Annotated in this window: 19 protein-coding genes; 7 read left to right on the forward strand and 12 right to left on the reverse strand. The window is 68.9% G+C overall.

Annotated elements, in window-relative coordinates:
* Positions 1–23: 23 nt before the first annotated feature.
* Positions 24–2288 carry a tRNA(Met) cytidine acetyltransferase TmcA gene (gene tmcA / locus NDI65_RS07585; protein WP_310893531.1) on the reverse strand — a complete coding sequence of 755 codons (2265 nt, stop codon included), beginning with the start codon at positions 2286–2288 and terminating at the stop codon, positions 24–26.
* Between the two features lie 369 nt (positions 2289–2657).
* On the opposite strand from tmcA, the gene rpl7ae reads away from it, so the two are divergent.
* The 5 genes from rpl7ae (at position 2658) to NDI65_RS07610 (ending at position 4700) form a co-directional block, all read left to right on the forward strand.
* Positions 2658–3020 (forward strand): 50S ribosomal protein L7Ae, encoded by a 363-nt coding sequence (gene rpl7ae / locus NDI65_RS07590; RefSeq protein WP_004042964.1) that lies wholly within the window; start codon positions 2658–2660, stop codon positions 3018–3020.
* Positions 3021–3026: 6 nt separating this feature from the next.
* A complete protein-coding gene (locus NDI65_RS07595; RefSeq protein WP_004042966.1) occupies positions 3027–3251 on the forward strand; it encodes a 30S ribosomal protein S28e in 225 nt (74 codons plus the stop codon).
* 2 nt (positions 3252–3253) lie between these two features.
* Positions 3254–3454, forward strand: a complete 201-nt coding sequence (locus tag NDI65_RS07600; protein WP_004974594.1) for a 50S ribosomal protein L24e — start codon at positions 3254–3256, stop codon at positions 3452–3454.
* On the forward strand, positions 3454–3918 hold the full coding sequence (gene ndk / locus NDI65_RS07605; RefSeq protein ID WP_089777438.1) for a nucleoside-diphosphate kinase: 465 nt from the start codon (positions 3454–3456) through the stop codon (positions 3916–3918). The genes NDI65_RS07600 and ndk overlap by 1 nt, the downstream gene beginning before the upstream one ends.
* Before the next feature lie 215 nt (positions 3919–4133).
* Positions 4134–4700: a hypothetical protein gene (locus tag NDI65_RS07610; RefSeq protein WP_310893532.1), complete on the forward strand. Its 567-nt coding sequence runs from the start codon at positions 4134–4136 to the stop codon at positions 4698–4700.
* Between the two features lie 88 nt (positions 4701–4788).
* Here the strand turns inward: NDI65_RS07610 and NDI65_RS07615 are convergent, their stop codons facing one another.
* Genes NDI65_RS07615 through NDI65_RS07650 form a run of 8 tightly spaced genes read right to left on the reverse strand, consistent with a single transcriptional unit; the run spans position 4789 to position 10964 of the window.
* Positions 4789–5862: a methionine synthase gene (locus NDI65_RS07615; protein WP_310893533.1), complete on the reverse strand. Its 1074-nt coding sequence runs from the start codon at positions 5860–5862 to the stop codon at positions 4789–4791.
* On the reverse strand, positions 5859–6866 hold the full coding sequence (locus tag NDI65_RS07620) for a 5-methyltetrahydropteroyltriglutamate--homocysteine methyltransferase (protein WP_089777439.1): 1008 nt from the start codon (positions 6864–6866) through the stop codon (positions 5859–5861). The genes NDI65_RS07615 and NDI65_RS07620 overlap by 4 nt, the downstream gene beginning before the upstream one ends.
* 59 nt (positions 6867–6925) lie before the next feature.
* Entirely contained in the window at positions 6926–7522 is a 597-nt protein-coding gene (locus NDI65_RS07625; RefSeq protein ID WP_310893534.1) for a HemK2/MTQ2 family protein methyltransferase, read from the reverse strand.
* Positions 7519–8757: a mechanosensitive ion channel family protein gene (locus NDI65_RS07630; RefSeq protein WP_089777441.1), complete on the reverse strand. Its 1239-nt coding sequence runs from the start codon at positions 8755–8757 to the stop codon at positions 7519–7521. Before NDI65_RS07630 ends, NDI65_RS07625 begins: the two co-directional genes overlap by 4 nt.
* 3 nt (positions 8758–8760) lie before the next feature.
* Positions 8761–9624 carry a 16S ribosomal RNA methyltransferase A gene (locus NDI65_RS07635; RefSeq protein ID WP_310893535.1) on the reverse strand — a complete coding sequence of 288 codons (864 nt, stop codon included), beginning with the start codon at positions 9622–9624 and terminating at the stop codon, positions 8761–8763.
* Positions 9625–9666: 42 nt separating this feature from the next.
* Positions 9667–10260, reverse strand: a complete 594-nt coding sequence (locus NDI65_RS07640; protein ID WP_089777443.1) for a DUF655 domain-containing protein — start codon at positions 10258–10260, stop codon at positions 9667–9669.
* A gap of 53 nt (positions 10261–10313) precedes the next feature.
* Positions 10314–10670 carry an RNA polymerase Rpb4 family protein gene (locus NDI65_RS07645; RefSeq protein ID WP_004042989.1) on the reverse strand — a complete coding sequence of 119 codons (357 nt, stop codon included), beginning with the start codon at positions 10668–10670 and terminating at the stop codon, positions 10314–10316.
* 3 nt (positions 10671–10673) lie between these two features.
* Positions 10674–10964, reverse strand: a complete 291-nt coding sequence (locus NDI65_RS07650) for a 50S ribosomal protein L21e (protein ID WP_004061361.1) — start codon at positions 10962–10964, stop codon at positions 10674–10676.
* A 123-nt stretch (positions 10965–11087) separates the two neighbouring features.
* Here NDI65_RS07650 and NDI65_RS07655 point away from each other — a divergent pair, with 123 nt between their 5' ends.
* Both NDI65_RS07655 and NDI65_RS07660 read left to right on the forward strand, forming a co-directional pair.
* Entirely contained in the window at positions 11088–12248 is a 1161-nt protein-coding gene (locus NDI65_RS07655; RefSeq protein ID WP_089777444.1) for a cystathionine gamma-synthase, read from the forward strand.
* 167 nt (positions 12249–12415) lie between these two features.
* Positions 12416–12673 (forward strand): hypothetical protein, encoded by a 258-nt coding sequence (locus NDI65_RS07660; protein ID WP_089777445.1) that lies wholly within the window; start codon positions 12416–12418, stop codon positions 12671–12673.
* A gap of 62 nt (positions 12674–12735) precedes the next feature.
* On the opposite strand, the gene NDI65_RS07665 is transcribed toward NDI65_RS07660, so the two are convergent.
* The 3 genes from NDI65_RS07665 to NDI65_RS07675 all read right to left on the reverse strand — a co-directional run bounded on the left by NDI65_RS07665 (position 12736) and on the right by NDI65_RS07675 (position 14551).
* Complete coding sequence (locus tag NDI65_RS07665; RefSeq protein WP_089777446.1) at positions 12736–13002, reverse strand: elongation factor 1-beta; 267 nt, start codon at positions 13000–13002, stop codon at positions 12736–12738.
* Positions 13003–13004: 2 nt separating this feature from the next.
* A complete protein-coding gene (locus NDI65_RS07670) occupies positions 13005–13184 on the reverse strand; it encodes an HVO_2753 family zinc finger protein (protein ID WP_004042997.1) in 180 nt (59 codons plus the stop codon).
* Between the two features lie 83 nt (positions 13185–13267).
* The gene (locus tag NDI65_RS07675; protein ID WP_310893536.1) at positions 13268–14551 is read right to left on the reverse strand and encodes a tripartite tricarboxylate transporter permease; all 1284 of its coding nucleotides are present in this window, start codon (positions 14549–14551) and stop codon (positions 13268–13270) included.
* Between the last annotated feature and the right edge of the window lie 66 nt (positions 14552–14617).

A 14617-nucleotide genomic window follows, 5' to 3' on the forward strand; every position in this document is an offset into this window, starting at 1 on the left:
ACTCGCCCTCCGACCTCCGGCCGTCACCGGAACCGCTCGCGCTCTGCGCGGGCCGCGTCGGTGCCGTACTCGTCGACGAGCGGTTCGTAGGCGTCGCCGAGCGCGCGCATTGCACCCGCGGTGGAGTGGAAGTCGAGTTCGTCGGCGACGGCGTCCCACGAGTGCGTCTGAAACACCTTTCGGACGAGCAGGCGCTCCTCCCGGGGCGTAAGCGACGCGCGCTCGGGGTTCGTGAGGTGCGCGAGGCCGAGTCGCCGGAACGCGCCGGGGGCGGTCGTGTAGAGTCCCGGCCCGTACGACGCGCCCACGACGACGCGCCACTCGTACTCGGAGAGGTCCGGTTCGGCGGCGGTGTCGACGGCGGCGAGGGCGGCCCGCGCCACGTCGGCGTCGAGGTCCGAGAGCGCGTCGCCGAGCACGTCGCCGACGCGGCCGAGGAACCACTCGGCGTGGCGGTCCCGGAGGTCGCGGCCGGCGGGCGACAGGGGGCGCATCATGAGCGCCGAGTACTCGCCGCTGGTGTCGTTTCTGGTGGTCGAGAGGTGGACCGTCCCGTAGCCGTTGTCGCGCCAAAACGAGAGGAGCTCGGGCGTCGCGCCGAAGCCGACGCCGAGGTAGTCCGCGTCGCCCGCGAACTCGTCGCGTACCTCCGAGAGGAGCCGCGAGCCGAGGCCGGACGACCGGACGGCGTGGTGGGTGGCGATGCGCATCACGCGGTAGCCGACGGGGACGCCCGCCGCCTCGTCGCGGAGTTGGCTCGTGAACACGTCGGGGAGCATGTTCCCGCGGATGCGGCCGCCGTCGTACATGTGCCGGCGGGTGTCGGCGTCGAGGCCGCCCTCGCGGGCGAGGAGCGCGACCGAGACGACTCGGCCCTCGTGGGTGAGCGCCCGGAGCGTCAGGTTCGGCGCGTCGAGGAGGCGGGCGAGGTCGTCCGGTTCGGTCCGGTAGTGCGCGAGGACGAGCAGGCCGAACGCCTCGCGGAGCAGGTGTTCGTCAGCCAGCAGGTCGTCGGGCGAAAGCGCCCGGTAGGAAACGGTATCGGGCGTCGCGTCCGCGACGAGCTGGTCGACCGGCGGCCGAGCGTCGAGGAGGAGCGCGCGGAACGTCCACGACTCGACGGGGTCGCCGGCGGCGTAGCGAATCGGGTCGTCGAGGCGCGCGTCGGTCACCTCGCGGTCCGCGTCGGCGAGGCGGTCGCGGAAGCGGACGGCGAAGCCCCGGCCCGCGCCCTCGTAGCCGCGGACGGTCGTACAGAAGGCGACCGCGGGCGCGGCGAGGAACGATTCGAGGAGCCTGACGGGCAGGGCGGCGGCCTCGTCCACGACGAGCGCGTCGGCGTCGGCCGCCGCCGCGCCGGCTTCCGTCGGCGGGACGTAGCGGACGCGCCCGCCGCGTTCGGCCGCGATGTCGAAGTCGTCCGCGCCGCCGCCTCGGAGCGCGTCGAGTTCGGAGAGGAGTCGCTCCGCGCGGGCGAACACCTCGGCGGCGTTTCGCTTTCCGGGCGCGGTCACGACCACGTCCGCGCCCTCGGCGGCGAGACTCCCGGCGGCGAGGCCCGCCGCGCTCGACTTCCCGCGGCCGCGGTCGGCCTCCACGACGACGGCGGTGCCCGGTTCGGTCAGAGCTTCGAGCGCGGCGAGCGCGTCCGACTGGTCGGCGGTGAGGCAGTCCTCGTAGGCGCGCCGCGGGAATCTGCGGTCCCCCTCTCTCGGCACCCGCGGCGGCGCGGCGTCGAAGCTGATTCCCTGCCGGTACGCGCCGTCGCGCTCGACGGTCCCCGAATCGAGGGCGACGAGCGCGATGCCGGGGTGGTCCCGGAGCGTCGAGACGAGTCGGCCGCGGAAGCGACCGGCCACGTCGTCGACGGAGAACGGCGGGACCGCCAATCGCTCGTCGAACGAGTCGCGGCGGGCCGGCCAGCCGTCGAGAGAGGGGGTGAGCAAAACGAGCAGGCCGCCGCCGTCGACCGCGCCGGCGACGCGGCCGAGCGCGTTCGCCGAGAAGTCCTCGTGGGCGTCGAGGACGATGAGCGTCCGGGTCGTTCCGAGGAGCGACGAGGCGCGCTTCGGTTCGACGCGGTGGAAGCGAAAGCCCTCGCGGGCGGTGACGAACGTCACCTCGTCGTCGGGCACGTCGGCCCCGCGAACCGCGTCGAAGGCGGCGTCGATACCGGCGTCTCGGTCGCCGGCGAGGACGAGGAGGCGTCGCTGGTTCGTCGCCAGCGCCTCCTCGCGACGGGCGGCGGCGAGCGCCTCGACGTCGGGGTCGTCGCCGAGTTCGGTCATAGAGGCGATACGCCGGCGCGGCTATTCACTTCCTTCGGTCGGGCGAGGGCCCCGCGTTCCGGTCGACACAGCGGTGGTTCCGGTGCGGCGTCACGCTCCGCCGAAAGTGGATTGCGCGAGCAATCGACACGAAAACCCGGGCGCTGTGGTCGGCGAGAGATCGGGCGATTCGCGGGTCGTGCGGACGCGTCGCACGGCGCTACGATTTTGAAAGCGCTTTTATGGGGGCCGGAGCAAAGGATGGTTACAGCCTGTCCGGGGTTGATGAACCTCCTCGCCGTAGGGAAATCGTTGACCGGTCGCGACCGACCGACCGGTGTGATACCGGCGAGGGAGTCGAGCCCGCGAGCAGGATATAGGTGAACAACAATGGCTGTCTACGTAGACTTCGACGTACCGGCCGACCTCGCTGACAGCGCCGTCGAGGCGCTTGAGGTCGCCCGAGATACTGGTATCGTGAAGAAAGGAACCAACGAAACGACCAAGTCCATCGAGCGGGGCAACGCCCAGCTCGTCCTCATCGCGGAAGACGTTTCCCCCGAGGAAATCGTCATGCACCTGCCCGAACTCGCCGACGAGAAGGGCATTCCGTTCATCTTCGTCGAGACGCAGGACGACATCGGCCACGCCGCCGGCCTCGAAGTCGGCAGTGCCGCGGCCGCCATCGTCGACGCCGGCGACGCGTCCGACGATGTCGAGGACATCGCGACTAAGGTCGAGGACCTTCGATAACCGACCATGAGCGCGGACGAACAAGCCAGCGACTCGACGCCTGCCGAAGTCATCGAAGTCGTTGGAAAGACTGGGATGCACGGCGAGGCCATGCAGGTCAAGTGCCGCATCCGCGAAGGCTCCAACCAGGGCCGTATCATCACGCGAAACGTGCTGGGTCCCGTCCGCGAGGGCGACATCCTCCAGCTCCGCGAGACCCAGCGTGACGCCGACTCCATCGGAGGGCAGTAACAATGGTCGAGAAGCGCACGTGCGACTACAGCGGTGAAGAGATCGAGCCCGGCACGGGCACGATGTACGTCAAAACCGACGGCACCATCCTCCACTTCAAGGACTCGAAGGCCGAGAAGAACTACTTCCTCGGCCGCGAGGCCCGCGACCTCGAATGGACGGAGGCCGGCCGCCGCGCGAGCGGCAAGTCGGAGGACAACTGATGTCCGACGCTGAGCGCACCTTCGTGATGGTCAAGCCCGACGGCGTCCAGCGCGGCCTCATCGGAGACATCGTCTCCCGCTTCGAGGACCGCGGTCTCAAGATGGTCGCCGGCAAGTTCATGCAGATCGACGAGGAGCTCGCCCACGACCACTACGGCGAGCACGAGGGCAAGCCCTTCTTCGAGGGTCTCGTCGAGTTCATCACGTCCGGTCCCGTCTTCGCGATGGTCTGGGAAGGACAGGATGCGACGCGACAGGTCCGCGGCATGATGGGCGAGACGGACCCCGCAGAGTCCGCCCCCGGCACCATCCGCGGCGACTACGGTCTCGACCTCGGCCGGAACGTCATCCACGGCTCCGACCACGAGGACGAGGGCGCGAACGAGCGCGAAATCGCGCTCTTCTTCGACGAGGACGAACTCGTCGACTACGAGCGCGTCGACGAGACCTGGCTCTACGAGTAAGTCTCGTCTCGCGGTTCTCACGCTTTCTTCCGAGAGGAGCGACGGCCACGTCTCCCCTCTCGTCCGCGCTCCAGCCGTCGAGAGGGTGTTCTCGTCGGTCCAGTGTGCGGGATTCTACCACTGGTCATCCGCGGTCGACGGCGACCCTCACCGCGCCCTGACCGTCATCCCCGCGGCGAACAACGGTTTTCTTGCCGCCCGGCGAAACGTGTCACATGGTCGAAGTGGAACTCGTGCTCCTCGCGCTCGCGGTGGTGTTCGTCGGCGGTGCGGTGGCGATGCTCGGCGCGACCGCGGTTGCGGCGTGGACCGCTGCGCGGCTGGCGGCGACGCTCTCGACGCTCGTGCGGCCGGTCGTCCTCGGGCCGACCGACATCCGCGACGTGGAACTCCGCGTGGCCGGCCTGCGCGCGCTCGACCACGTCGACTCGGGGGTCGTCACGAACGTCGTCCCCGAGCGGCGGCGGGGCGCGAGCGGCCTCGCCCGGCTCTCCCGGAGCGACGGCGTGCGGTTCGACCTCGCGCTCGCGACTCCCGACGACCGGACCGCGACCGTCTGGGTGCCGGTACCGGAGGCGCTGACCGGCGGGTCGCGGTTCGAGCGCATCGCCTCGGCGTGCGACGTGGTCCCCGAGGAGATTTCCGACGCCGTCGGCGCAGAGCTTCCGCTGGTGCGCGGTGCCGACGGCGGCTGGCGCGTCGGAGGCGGCGGCGCCTCCGGCCACCGCCGGGGCGACGACGATGCCGCACTCGGTCGGTCGTTCGAGCACGAGCGCGCCTGAGTCGCCGGTCGCGTCACCGCCGAGTCGGGCGGCGGCTATCCAACAGAAGCTATCGAAAGAAAAGACCGAACCGAGTCGCGTCGGTCGCTCAGTCGGCCTGCGGGACGGGCGCGTCGAGGTCGATTTCGCCGGCGTCGAGTTCGGCTTCGACCTCGCGGGCGGCTTTGACCATGTTCTCCATCTTCTGGTAGGCGACCTCGCGGGGGAGGAGCTTCACGCCGCAGTCGGGCGAGACGGTGAGCTTCTCCGGCGGGACGACCTTCAGGCCCTGCTTGATGTTCTCCTTTATCTCCTCGACGGTCTCGACTTCGGCGGTATGCACGTCCACGACGCCGAGCGCGAGGTCCGGCTCGAACTCGGGGTCGGTGAACACGTCTATCTGCTCGTAGCCGCCGTTGCAGAGTTCCACGTCGAACTCGTCGATGGGGTAGTCGTTGAGTTCGGGGTAGATGCGGGAGTAGTCGCCGTAACAGACGTGGAGGCCGATGCGGACCTCGTCGGGGACGCCCGCGACGATGCGTTCGAGACACTCGCCGACGATGGCGTGGTCGTCGGGCGTCGTCGCCAGCGCGGGCTCGTCGATCTGGATGTAGGTCGCGCCCGCCTCGACGAGCTGTTCGATTTCCTCGTTGACGAGGTCGGCCAGCGCGTACGCGAGGTCCGCCTCGGAGTCGTAGTGTTCGTTGAACGACCAGCTAGCCAGCGTGTACGGGCCGGTGATGGGCACCTTGACCGGCTTGGAGGCCACGTCGCTCGTGAACTCGAACTCGTCGACCAGCCACGGCTCGTCGTACTCGACCTCGCCGACGACGGAGGGCTTGTCGAAGTAGTTGTGGCCCCACACCTTCACCGGGCCGTTGAACTCGTAGCCGGGGATGCGGTGGGCGAAGTACTCGACCATCTCTTCGCGGCGCATCTCGCCGTCGACGACGGTGTCGAGGCCGGAGCGCTCGTGTTCGTGGGTGATGACGCGACAGGCGTCGTCGTGGGCCTCGTGGAGGTGCTCCTGGGTGAACTTGGAGTCGGGGTCCTCCGCGAGGTCGTTGGCGCGGTTGAGCCACTTGGGCTTGGGGTAGGAGCCGACGACGGTCGTGAGCAGGAAGTGCTCGGTGTCGTGGCCCTCGGGGCGGAACTGCTCGCGGTTCTCGGTGTCGCGGCTCATGCTTCCACCTCCAGTTCGTCCTCCGTGGCGGCCGCGAGCGCGGCCAGTTTCTCCGTCGCGCGGTTCTCCGGCAGGTAGAACAGTTCGGTGTTGGAGGTCACGTAGGCGGTGTCGAACGTCTGGCTCTGGATGTTGTCGAGGGTCCACTCGACGCGCTCGCGGACCGTCTCGGGGTCTTCGACCAGCGTGTTCTGGCCGTCGACGAGACCCAGGGCGATGTCGTCTTTCGTACCGTACTCGTTGATGTTGTAGAGCGTCTGGTCGCGGTCGCCGGCGACGAAGTCGAAGCCGATGGCGTCGACGTCGGCGTCCATGAGGTGCGCGTAGACCTTCTCGTCGAGCGCGCCCCAGTAGGTGTGGACGACCACGTCGGCGTCGGTCGCGTCGGAGACGGCCGAGATTGCCTCGGCGACGCGCTCGTCGACGTCCTCGCCCGGCGGCGAGAACACGAGCGAGGGTTCGAGGAGGAACAGCGTCTCGTGGTCGGGGAAGGCGTCGACCTCGCCCGCGAGGAACTCGCTGACGGCGTCGAGGAAGTCGGCCTCGTCGCCGTAGTGCTCGTCGGTGGCGAGGTCGGAAAGCGAGTACGGGCCGGGGAGGACCGCCTGCAGCGACTCGTCGCCGAGGAGGTCGGCGGTGGCGTCGAGTTCGGCCGCGACGTCGCCGGAGAAGGTGAGTTCGCCGCGGACCTGCGGGTCGCGGTAGAAGTTGTTGTTGTCGTAGTAGCGGACGATGCCCCCGGTCTCGACGTTCTCGTGGACCGTCAGCGGGTGCGCGAGCATGTCGTCCCAGCGGAGTTGCCCCTCGACGACGCGGTCGAGGCCGGCGTCGCGCTGCTCGGAGACGACCTCCTCGCGGGCGCGGTCGTACGCGCCCACGATGTCGCCGCTCTCGTTACCGGAGATGAGGTCGTGTTTCTGGTGACCCTTGAGGTCGGAAAGCTCCTGCTTCACCCAATCCGGGAGGGGATACAGTCCCGGTGTCGTCGAGACGAGTTCAGTCATCACTCCTGGCTAAGAAATGACGGTGTATAATATTTCCTGTATCAACATATGCGCATTGGTTATCCCAACGCGAGCACCGTGAGCGTCTCGTAGGGGTACGACTCCCGAACGACGACCTCGTGGTCGAAGCCGTTGGCCTCGGCGCGCGCGAGCACCTCGTCGTAGCCGGTGAAGCTACTCACGAGGAGGAAGACCGTGCCGCCCGGTTTGAGGACGCGCCCGACCGTGTCGAGGAAGGGGTCGATGATTTCGCGGCCGTCCTCGCCGCCGGTGAGCGCGACCTCCATCCAGTCGTCGCGCGCGGCTTCGAGGTCTTCTGGGAGGTACGGCGGGTTGAACGCCACCGCGTCGAAGGCGTCGTCGCGGAACGGTTCGACGAGGCTCCCGCGGACCAGCTCGAACCCGCGGTGGCCGTCGGCCCGGAGGGAAGCGGCGCGGTCGGCGGCCTGCCGGCAGGCGTGGGGGTTGAGGTCGCTGGCGACCACGTCGGCGTCGGTCTTCGTCGCGAGTTGTTCTGCGACCCAGCCCGACCCGGTCCCGACTTCGAGGACGCGCCCCGAGACGCGGCCGACCGCGGCCTGTGCGAGCAGGCCCGAGTCCTCCGCGGGCTGATAGACCGAGGTGTTCATCCCGCGTCGCTCGGCGAGGTCGGTCATCGGTCCGCCTCCGCGGAACCGGGCGAGGCGTCGTCGCCTTCCCCGCCTTCCTCGCTCTCGCCGCCGCCGTCGGCCTCGGGACTCGCTTCGGGCCGCGCGTCGGTGAGCGGAACCGGACCCGAGGGGTCGCGCTCGGACAGCGCGCGCTGCGGGAACGGGATGGTGATTCCCTCCTCGTCGAACGCCTCGCTGACGGCCGAGATGGTCGCGGTGCGCGCGCGCCACCACCGGCGGGCGCTCGGGCGGTCTATCCACGGGCGCACCCCGAGGACGACGGCGGAGTCGCCGAACCGCTTTGCGACGACCTGCGGCTTCGGCACCGAAAGCACCTCGTCGAGGTCTTCGACGGCCGCCTGCGCCACCTCGGCGGCGCGGTCGACGTCGGTGTCGTAGTCGACGCCGACCTCGATGTCGAGGCGGAGCCGCCCCTTTCGGCTCCGGTTGACGAGGCTCTCCGAACTCACCACGTCGTTCGGAATCATCACGAACTCGCCGTCGAACGTCTGGATGCGCGTGTTCACGACCGTGATTTCGGTGACGATGCCCTCGTGGTCGCCGAGCTCGACCCAGTCGCCGATTTCGAACGGCCGGGAGAACATGATGACGAAGCCCGCGATGAGCGCGCCGAGAGTCTGTCTCGCCGCCATCCCGACCACGATGCCGAGGAAGCCAGCCCCGACGAGGAAGCCGCCGAGGTCGGCCCGCCAGATGCCGAGGATGACCGCGAGCGTGGCGAGGTAGGTCGTCACCTGCGCGATTCGGTAGATGACCTCGCGCTGGTGGTCCGAAATCTCCGGGCGCGTGCTCGCGATTTCCTTGATGAACCGGCCGAGGACGCTCGTGAGGACGTACGCGCCGACGATGAACGCCGCAGACAGCACGATGCGGACGAACGTCTGCCGGTTGACGTCGTACTGCTCGGAGAACGTGCCGATGTCGCCCGACAGCGACCAGACCGCGAAGACGAACGCCCCGCCGCCGGCGACGACGACGAGGCGGAGAACCGTCACCGAGAGGTGCCACACCGGCATCGAGACTGCCTCTACCTCCTTGTCGTGGAGGCGGGCACCGACCCGCCAGACGGCGACGACGGCGACGGTCACGAGGACGCTCGCGGCGACGCGGAGTTCGAACGTCGGGAACAGCGACGCGATGTCGAGGACGGCGTCGCTCTGGAGGGGCGTTCCCGTCGAGGCGAGGCGGAGAAGCACCGCGGCGAGTGCGGGGAGCGTCATGGATTACAGGCCGACCGACGCGGCGAGTTGCGCGAGTTCGGCGAACTCCGCGGGAGCCATGTTGCCGGCGCGCTTTCGGAGGACGTCTTCGTCCGCGGCCTCGACGACCGCTTCGGGGTCCGACAGCCCGGAGATGTGCGCCGTGTTACGGATGCCGTTTCTGATGGTCTTGCGTCGCTGGGTGAACAGCGCCTTCACGAAGTCGAGGAAGAACGCCTCGTCGTCGACCTCGTAGTCCGGGTCGCGCGGCGTGATGCGGACGACGACGCTCTGGACCGCGGGCTTGGGGTCGAACGCCTCGCGGGGGACGTGCTCGCAGACCGCCACGTCGCCGTAGTGTTGGGTGCTCACCGAGAGGCGACCGTACTCCGAGGTGCCCGCCTCGGCGGCCATCCGCTCGCCGAACTCCTTTTGGAACATCAACACGAGCGGCTTGCCTCGGGGGAGCAGGCGGAATGAAATCTCCGAGGAGATGCCGTAGGGGAGGTTCGAGACGCACGCCGTGAACTCGGGCAGGTCGACGTCGAGCGCGTCGCCCTCGACGACCGCGAGTCGCCCCGCGTCGACCTCGTCGGCGAACTCGCGGCGCAGGTGCTCGGCGAACGTCCGGTCCTGTTCGACGACGGTCACGCGGTCGGCGACGTCGAGCAGCCGGTCCGTGAGGACGCCCGGCCCGCCGCCGATTTCGAGGACGTGCGAGCGGTCTGCCTCCTCGGGGAGATACGTCGGGATTCGGTCGACGACGCGGTCGTCGACGAGGAAGTGCTGGTCGTGGTCCGGGTTCCCGCGAGCGCCCGCCCGCCGGATGAGGGCGTCCGGGTCGCGCGCGGCGGCCCCGCGGACCTGTTCGCTGCCGTCGCTCGTCATTGGGAGAGGTATCGTGCGGGAGCGGGTAAAAGTCCCGTTCCGCTACCGCCCGTCGCGTCCGACGAACGTCTTGTACTTCACGTCGTTGTCGCGGAGTTCGTCGAGGATGCGCTCGACGATGACCTCCTTCGGGCGGTGGAGCCCGGAGACGCGCTCTTCGAGGTCTTCGAACGACTCGAACGGCCCCTGTCGCTTGCGCGATTCGAGAATCTTGTCGCGGAGCTTCTTCCCGATGCCGGGAAGCAAGTTGAGTTGGTGGAGCCGAAGCGTGATGGGCTGTGCGTCGTTGTAGAAGTCGACGAACCGCCGTTCGTCGGCCTCGACGATGTCCTCGACGACGTAGTCGACTTCGGCCGTCGCCGTGTTCGAGAGGTCGCCGTACGAGAGTTCTTCGACGGACTGAATCAGCTCGCGGTCGGCGGCCGGCGAGACGACGAGCCGGTCGCCGATACTCACGTCGGCGTCTTCGACGAGGGTCAACTCCAGGAGACGGAAATCGGACTCTCCGAGCGCGTACGCGATGGGTGCCGCGTCGAAGCGCCGTCGGTCGTCCCCCTGACGCCCGTGGCGGAGTACGTCGAGTACGACGACGTACTCGGTCGTGGCGTCGGCGTCACCGCTCTCCGTACGTGTCATACCAGTAGTTACGGCGAGCCGATATTTAAAGAGTTGGCCGCGCCGTCACGCGGTCAGACGTACTTCGCGACGACGTTGAGGATTTCGTCGAGTTCGTCGCCCGACAGCGCGTAGCGCTGCTGAGCGAACACCGCGCGAAGCTCGTCGCGCGACTGCGGAAGGAGGTCCGCGATTTTGATGGCGGTCGGACCGTCGACCTTCTCCAGTTCGGCGAGCTCCTCGACGAGTTCGCGAGACTCCTCGGGGTCGAGGTGGGCGAACCGGTTGACGTGTTCTATCGCACGGGCCAGTTCGTAGCGCATCTCGCGCTCTTCGTCGGCGGCGCGTTCCGCCTCAACCTCGGCGAGCAGTTCCTTGACCTCGGAGGTCGTCAGATACTCCTCGTCGAGCTTTTCTTTGAAGATGGTCATCGCTTACTGCTGGGCGCGCAGGTGAGCGGGACGGACGATGACCGTCTTCTCTTTGCCGCCGTCGTTGATCTGCACCTTGAATGCGCGGCCCTGCTTCCCGGTGACTTCACCGGTGAGACCGTTGAAGCGCGGGTGGAAGCGACCCTCGCGAACGCTCGGGTCGATGTTGAGGTGGACCTTCTGGCCCTCCTCGAATTCCGCGATAGCGCGCTGCGGCGGCGAAGTGCCGCGCTCGCGCGGCTTGTTCGAGAGCTTTCCTCGCGTCCCCTTCATCGGACCGTTGGAGCTCGGCATAGTCGTGAGAACGAATACTTGCGTCGCCATTATAAATTGCACGTTACGAACCGCGCGTGTGTGTCTCCCGCGTGGTCGCGCGGGAGGGACGGACTTAACCCGAGTCGGCGCGGCGCTCTTTGTATGTCCGAAGACGAGCGACGCATCGAGACGCGCGCCATCCACGCGGGTCAGGAGCCCGACGAGGAGACGGGGGCGCTCATGACGCCCATCTACGCGAACTCGACGTACGCCCAAGACGGGCCGGGCGACCACCGCGGCTACGAGTACTCCCGCACCGGGAACCCGACGCGGACCGACCTCGAATCGAACCTCGCGGCGCTCGAACACGGCTCGCACGGCCGCGCCTTCTCCTCGGGGATGGGGTCGATAAACACCGTGCTCAACCTCCTCGAAGCGGGCGACCACGTCGTCGCCGGCAACGACGTCTACGGCGGCACCCACCGCATCTTCACGCAGGTGTACGAGAAGTACGACCTTGAGTTCGACTTCGTCGACACCACCGACCACGACGCCGTCCGCGACGCCGTCCGAGAGGAGACCGAACTCGTGTGGGTCGAGACGCCGACGAACCCCCTCATGCGCGTCAACGACATCGGCGCGCTCGCCGACATCGCCCACGAGGTCGACGCGCTCTGCGCCGTCGACAACACCTTCGCCACGCCGTACCTCCAGCGGCCCCTCGACCACGGCGCGGACATCGTCTCGCACTCGCTGACGAAGTACCTCGGCGGCCACTCCGACGTCGTCGGCGGCGCGCTCGTCACCGACGACGCCGACCTTGACGAGGAAATCGGCTTCTACCAGAACTCCGTCGGCGCGACGCCCTCGCCGTTCGACTGCTTCCTCGTCCTTCGGGGAACGAAGACGCTCCCGGTCCGGATGGACCGCCACTGCGACAACACCCGCGAACTCGCCGCGTGGCTCGACGACCACGAGGCGGTCGCCGAGGTGTTCTATCCCGGCCTCGACTCCCACCCGCAACACGACCTCGCGGCCGAGCAGATGGACGACTTCGGCGGCATGCTCTCGTTCGAACTCGACGGCTCGCTCGAACAGGCCTCGACCGTCGTCGAGGAGACCGAGGTGTTCACGCTCGCCGAGAGCCTCGGCGGCGTCGAGAGCCTCATCGAACAGCCCGCGGCGATGACCCACGCGGCCATCCCCCGCGAGGAACGGCTCGAAGCCGGTCTCACCGACGGCCTCATCCGCGTCTCGGTCGGTATCGAGCACATCGACGACATGAAGGACGACCTTCAGCGGGCGTTCGACGCGGCGTTCTGAGGTCGCCCCGCGTCCGCCGGGCGTTCGACGCGGCGTTCTGAGGTCGCCCCGCGTCCGCCGGGCGTTCGAGCCGCGCGATTTCACTCATTCCCGCGTTCAGGTTCCAGCGTTGCCGGAAACTGGGAACGCGAGTAAGGGTTATTGAATAGCACGATGAATAATGAGGTATGTCCCAAGAGACGTTCACCCTGAGCGCGGAGTCCGCACAGCGACAGAGCTACGGCGAACCCGCAGACCGCGTGACGGTCGATTCCGACGACCACGAGGGGTCGAGCCACAGCGCCGAGCAGTTCGGTATCGGGCTGGCCATCGGCTTCCTCCTCGGCGGCGTCGCGGGGGTCATCGGCAACTCCCTTCCCATCGGCGTGATGCTCGGGCTCACGTTCGGCGTCGTCCTCGGCGTCTACCTCATGGAGCACCGCTGACGGCGGGCGAGCGCGGCGGCTCCGGGGACGAGACGGAACTGCGAAAAAGGTCGGTCGTCAGTTCAGATACGGCCGACGTTCTCGACGGAGACGCTCTCGACGCCGTCGACTTCGATGAACGCTTCCTCGACGGCCTCGGTGCCGCCGGCGTCGTCGGGGACGATGACGGTCGGCAGGAGGGCGACGAGACCGAACGCGACGTCGTCGCGTTCGAAGCCCTTGATTTTCGCACCCTCGGGCAGGGAGTCTTCGAGCGCGTCCTCGAGGTTGTCGAGGTCCAGCTCGGGACTGTTCGGCATGACCTTGATTTTGGCGGCTACCTTTCCCATGATTATGGACCCATGAACCCGCAGTCGGGGCACTCGTAGAGGTTACTCTGCTTGCGGCACTTGGAACAACGCGAAATCTCCTGGCCACAGTCGGGGCACTTGAACGTCGCCGCGCTCATGCCGGCGATGTTGATGCCACAGGACACACACTGGTGCGCGTGTCGCTGTTCGGACTCGCTCATACGCTCATAAACCGGCGCGCGACTTTTAACCGTTGTCTTTCCGGGTTCCCGCGGGGGAAATCCGTGTCCCGCGTGGACACGTCTCACCCGAGTATCAGCGGCCCCATGAGGACGCACATCAGGTGGACGCGCCGACAGCCGAACCGGACGGGGATGTGACCGACGACGCCGGCGACCGCGAGGACGACGACGCCGGCGACGCCCGCGAACGCCCACGAGAGAACGACGAGGAGGGCGCAGACGGCGGCGACGAGTCGGCGCTGGTCGAGCCTCCCGACGACCGCGAGCGCCCGGTCGCCGACGACCGGCACCAACACCGCCCCGCAAAGCCCCGCGACGACCGTCACCGGCACCGCGAGGCCGAGTCCGGTCGGGAGCTCCGCCTCGGTGAGCGCGACGAGCGCCCCCGTTCTGGGCGTCCCCAGCCCAGCGAGCGCGAACAGCGCGAACACCGTCGTCGCCGTCGTGGCGGCGCTGGTCGCTGTGACGTAGGCCCGCGTCGATTCGTCGGGGTCGCGGCCGGGGAGAACGGCCAGCGCGAGCGTGCCCGCGACCCCCGCGGAGACGCCCGGGAGGTAGCCGACGAACGCGCCCCCGCCGGTCCCCGCGGCGACGCTCCGCGCGACCGACCCCGGCGACGTTGCGAGCGCCGCGTCGCCCTGCGGCGGCACGCCCCCGCCGCGTCGCGCCGCCAATAGAACCGGTACGCCGAACAGGCCGGCCAACAGCGGGGCCAACACGCCGCCGACGGGGAGCGGCCCCCCGAACGACCTGTCGAGGACGGCGAGACCCAGCCCCGTCGAGGCGGCGATGGTCACGCAGGCCGCCAGCGTCGCCCGACGGCTCGGTTCGGTCCAGACGAGCGCGACGACGACGCCCGCGAGCACCAGCCACAGGTGGTCGCGGACGACGGGGTAGCCCTCGACCAGCACGTCGGTGAGCGGCACCGCGACCGGCACGGCCAGACAGAGCGCCGCGCCGCTTCCGAGCGCCGACAGCCGAAGCGCCTCTCGCCCTCGCCCGCCGAGGACGAGTTCGTGCGCCGGCAACGCGCCCGGCGCGAGCGCGGCGTCGGGCACGCCGAGCGTCAGCGCCGGCACCACGTCGAGGAACGTGTGGACCGTCGACGCGGCGAGCACGGCGGCCGCGACGGCGACGGGCGGCCCCGGCGCGTCGGACGCGACGCCGGCGAGAAGCAGGGCAAAGGCGTTCGCGTGGAGGCCGGGGACGAGACCCGAACAGGTCCCGAGCAAGACGCCGACGGCCACGCCGAGGAGGGCGGCGGTCGTCGGGTCGACCGCGGCGGGAGCCGCGAGCGCCGCCGCTCGGCCGAGGAGAGACACGACCGCCCCGCCGGTGAGGAACATCGCGCCGGAGTGGCCGCGGCCTCGGGTATGAAGCTACGGGGTCGGCACCGACGCTGACGGCGTCGT

This window comes from Haloferax sp. S2CR25, from assembly GCF_031624535.1.
GTDB lineage: Archaea > Halobacteriota > Halobacteria > Halobacteriales > Haloferacaceae > Haloferax > Haloferax massiliensis.

Excerpts from the sequence above, each read along its gene's own strand:
- NDI65_RS07665 (WP_089777446.1), bottom strand. The coding sequence starts at position 13,002 with ATGGGAAAGGTAGCCGCCAAAATCAAGGTCATGCCGAACAGTCCCGAG.
- rpl7ae (WP_004042964.1), top strand. The coding sequence starts at position 2,658 with ATGGCTGTCTACGTAGACTTCGACGTACCGGCCGACCTCGCTGACAGC.
- NDI65_RS07635 (WP_310893535.1), bottom strand. The coding sequence starts at position 9,624 with ATGACGAGCGACGGCAGCGAACAGGTCCGCGGGGCCGCCGCGCGCGAC.
- NDI65_RS07600 (WP_004974594.1), top strand. The coding sequence starts at position 3,254 with ATGGTCGAGAAGCGCACGTGCGACTACAGCGGTGAAGAGATCGAGCCC.
- NDI65_RS07640 (WP_089777443.1), bottom strand. The coding sequence starts at position 10,260 with ATGACACGTACGGAGAGCGGTGACGCCGACGCCACGACCGAGTACGTC.
- NDI65_RS07610 (WP_310893532.1), top strand. The coding sequence starts at position 4,134 with ATGGTCGAAGTGGAACTCGTGCTCCTCGCGCTCGCGGTGGTGTTCGTC.
- NDI65_RS07660 (WP_089777445.1), top strand. The coding sequence starts at position 12,416 with ATGTCCCAAGAGACGTTCACCCTGAGCGCGGAGTCCGCACAGCGACAG.
- ndk (WP_089777438.1), top strand. The coding sequence starts at position 3,454 with ATGTCCGACGCTGAGCGCACCTTCGTGATGGTCAAGCCCGACGGCGTC.
- NDI65_RS07650 (WP_004061361.1), bottom strand. The coding sequence starts at position 10,964 with ATGCCGAGCTCCAACGGTCCGATGAAGGGGACGCGAGGAAAGCTCTCG.
- NDI65_RS07655 (WP_089777444.1), top strand. The coding sequence starts at position 11,088 with ATGTCCGAAGACGAGCGACGCATCGAGACGCGCGCCATCCACGCGGGT.
- NDI65_RS07620 (WP_089777439.1), bottom strand. The coding sequence starts at position 6,866 with ATGACTGAACTCGTCTCGACGACACCGGGACTGTATCCCCTCCCGGAT.
- NDI65_RS07630 (WP_089777441.1), bottom strand. The coding sequence starts at position 8,757 with ATGACGCTCCCCGCACTCGCCGCGGTGCTTCTCCGCCTCGCCTCGACG.
- NDI65_RS07645 (WP_004042989.1), bottom strand. The coding sequence starts at position 10,670 with ATGACCATCTTCAAAGAAAAGCTCGACGAGGAGTATCTGACGACCTCC.
- NDI65_RS07615 (WP_310893533.1), bottom strand. The coding sequence starts at position 5,862 with ATGAGCCGCGACACCGAGAACCGCGAGCAGTTCCGCCCCGAGGGCCAC.
- NDI65_RS07670 (WP_004042997.1), bottom strand. The coding sequence starts at position 13,184 with ATGAGCGAGTCCGAACAGCGACACGCGCACCAGTGTGTGTCCTGTGGC.
- NDI65_RS07595 (WP_004042966.1), top strand. The coding sequence starts at position 3,027 with ATGAGCGCGGACGAACAAGCCAGCGACTCGACGCCTGCCGAAGTCATC.
- NDI65_RS07625 (WP_310893534.1), bottom strand. The coding sequence starts at position 7,522 with ATGACCGACCTCGCCGAGCGACGCGGGATGAACACCTCGGTCTATCAG.
- tmcA (WP_310893531.1), bottom strand. The coding sequence starts at position 2,288 with ATGACCGAACTCGGCGACGACCCCGACGTCGAGGCGCTCGCCGCCGCC.
- NDI65_RS07675 (WP_310893536.1), bottom strand. The coding sequence starts at position 14,551 with ATGTTCCTCACCGGCGGGGCGGTCGTGTCTCTCCTCGGCCGAGCGGCG.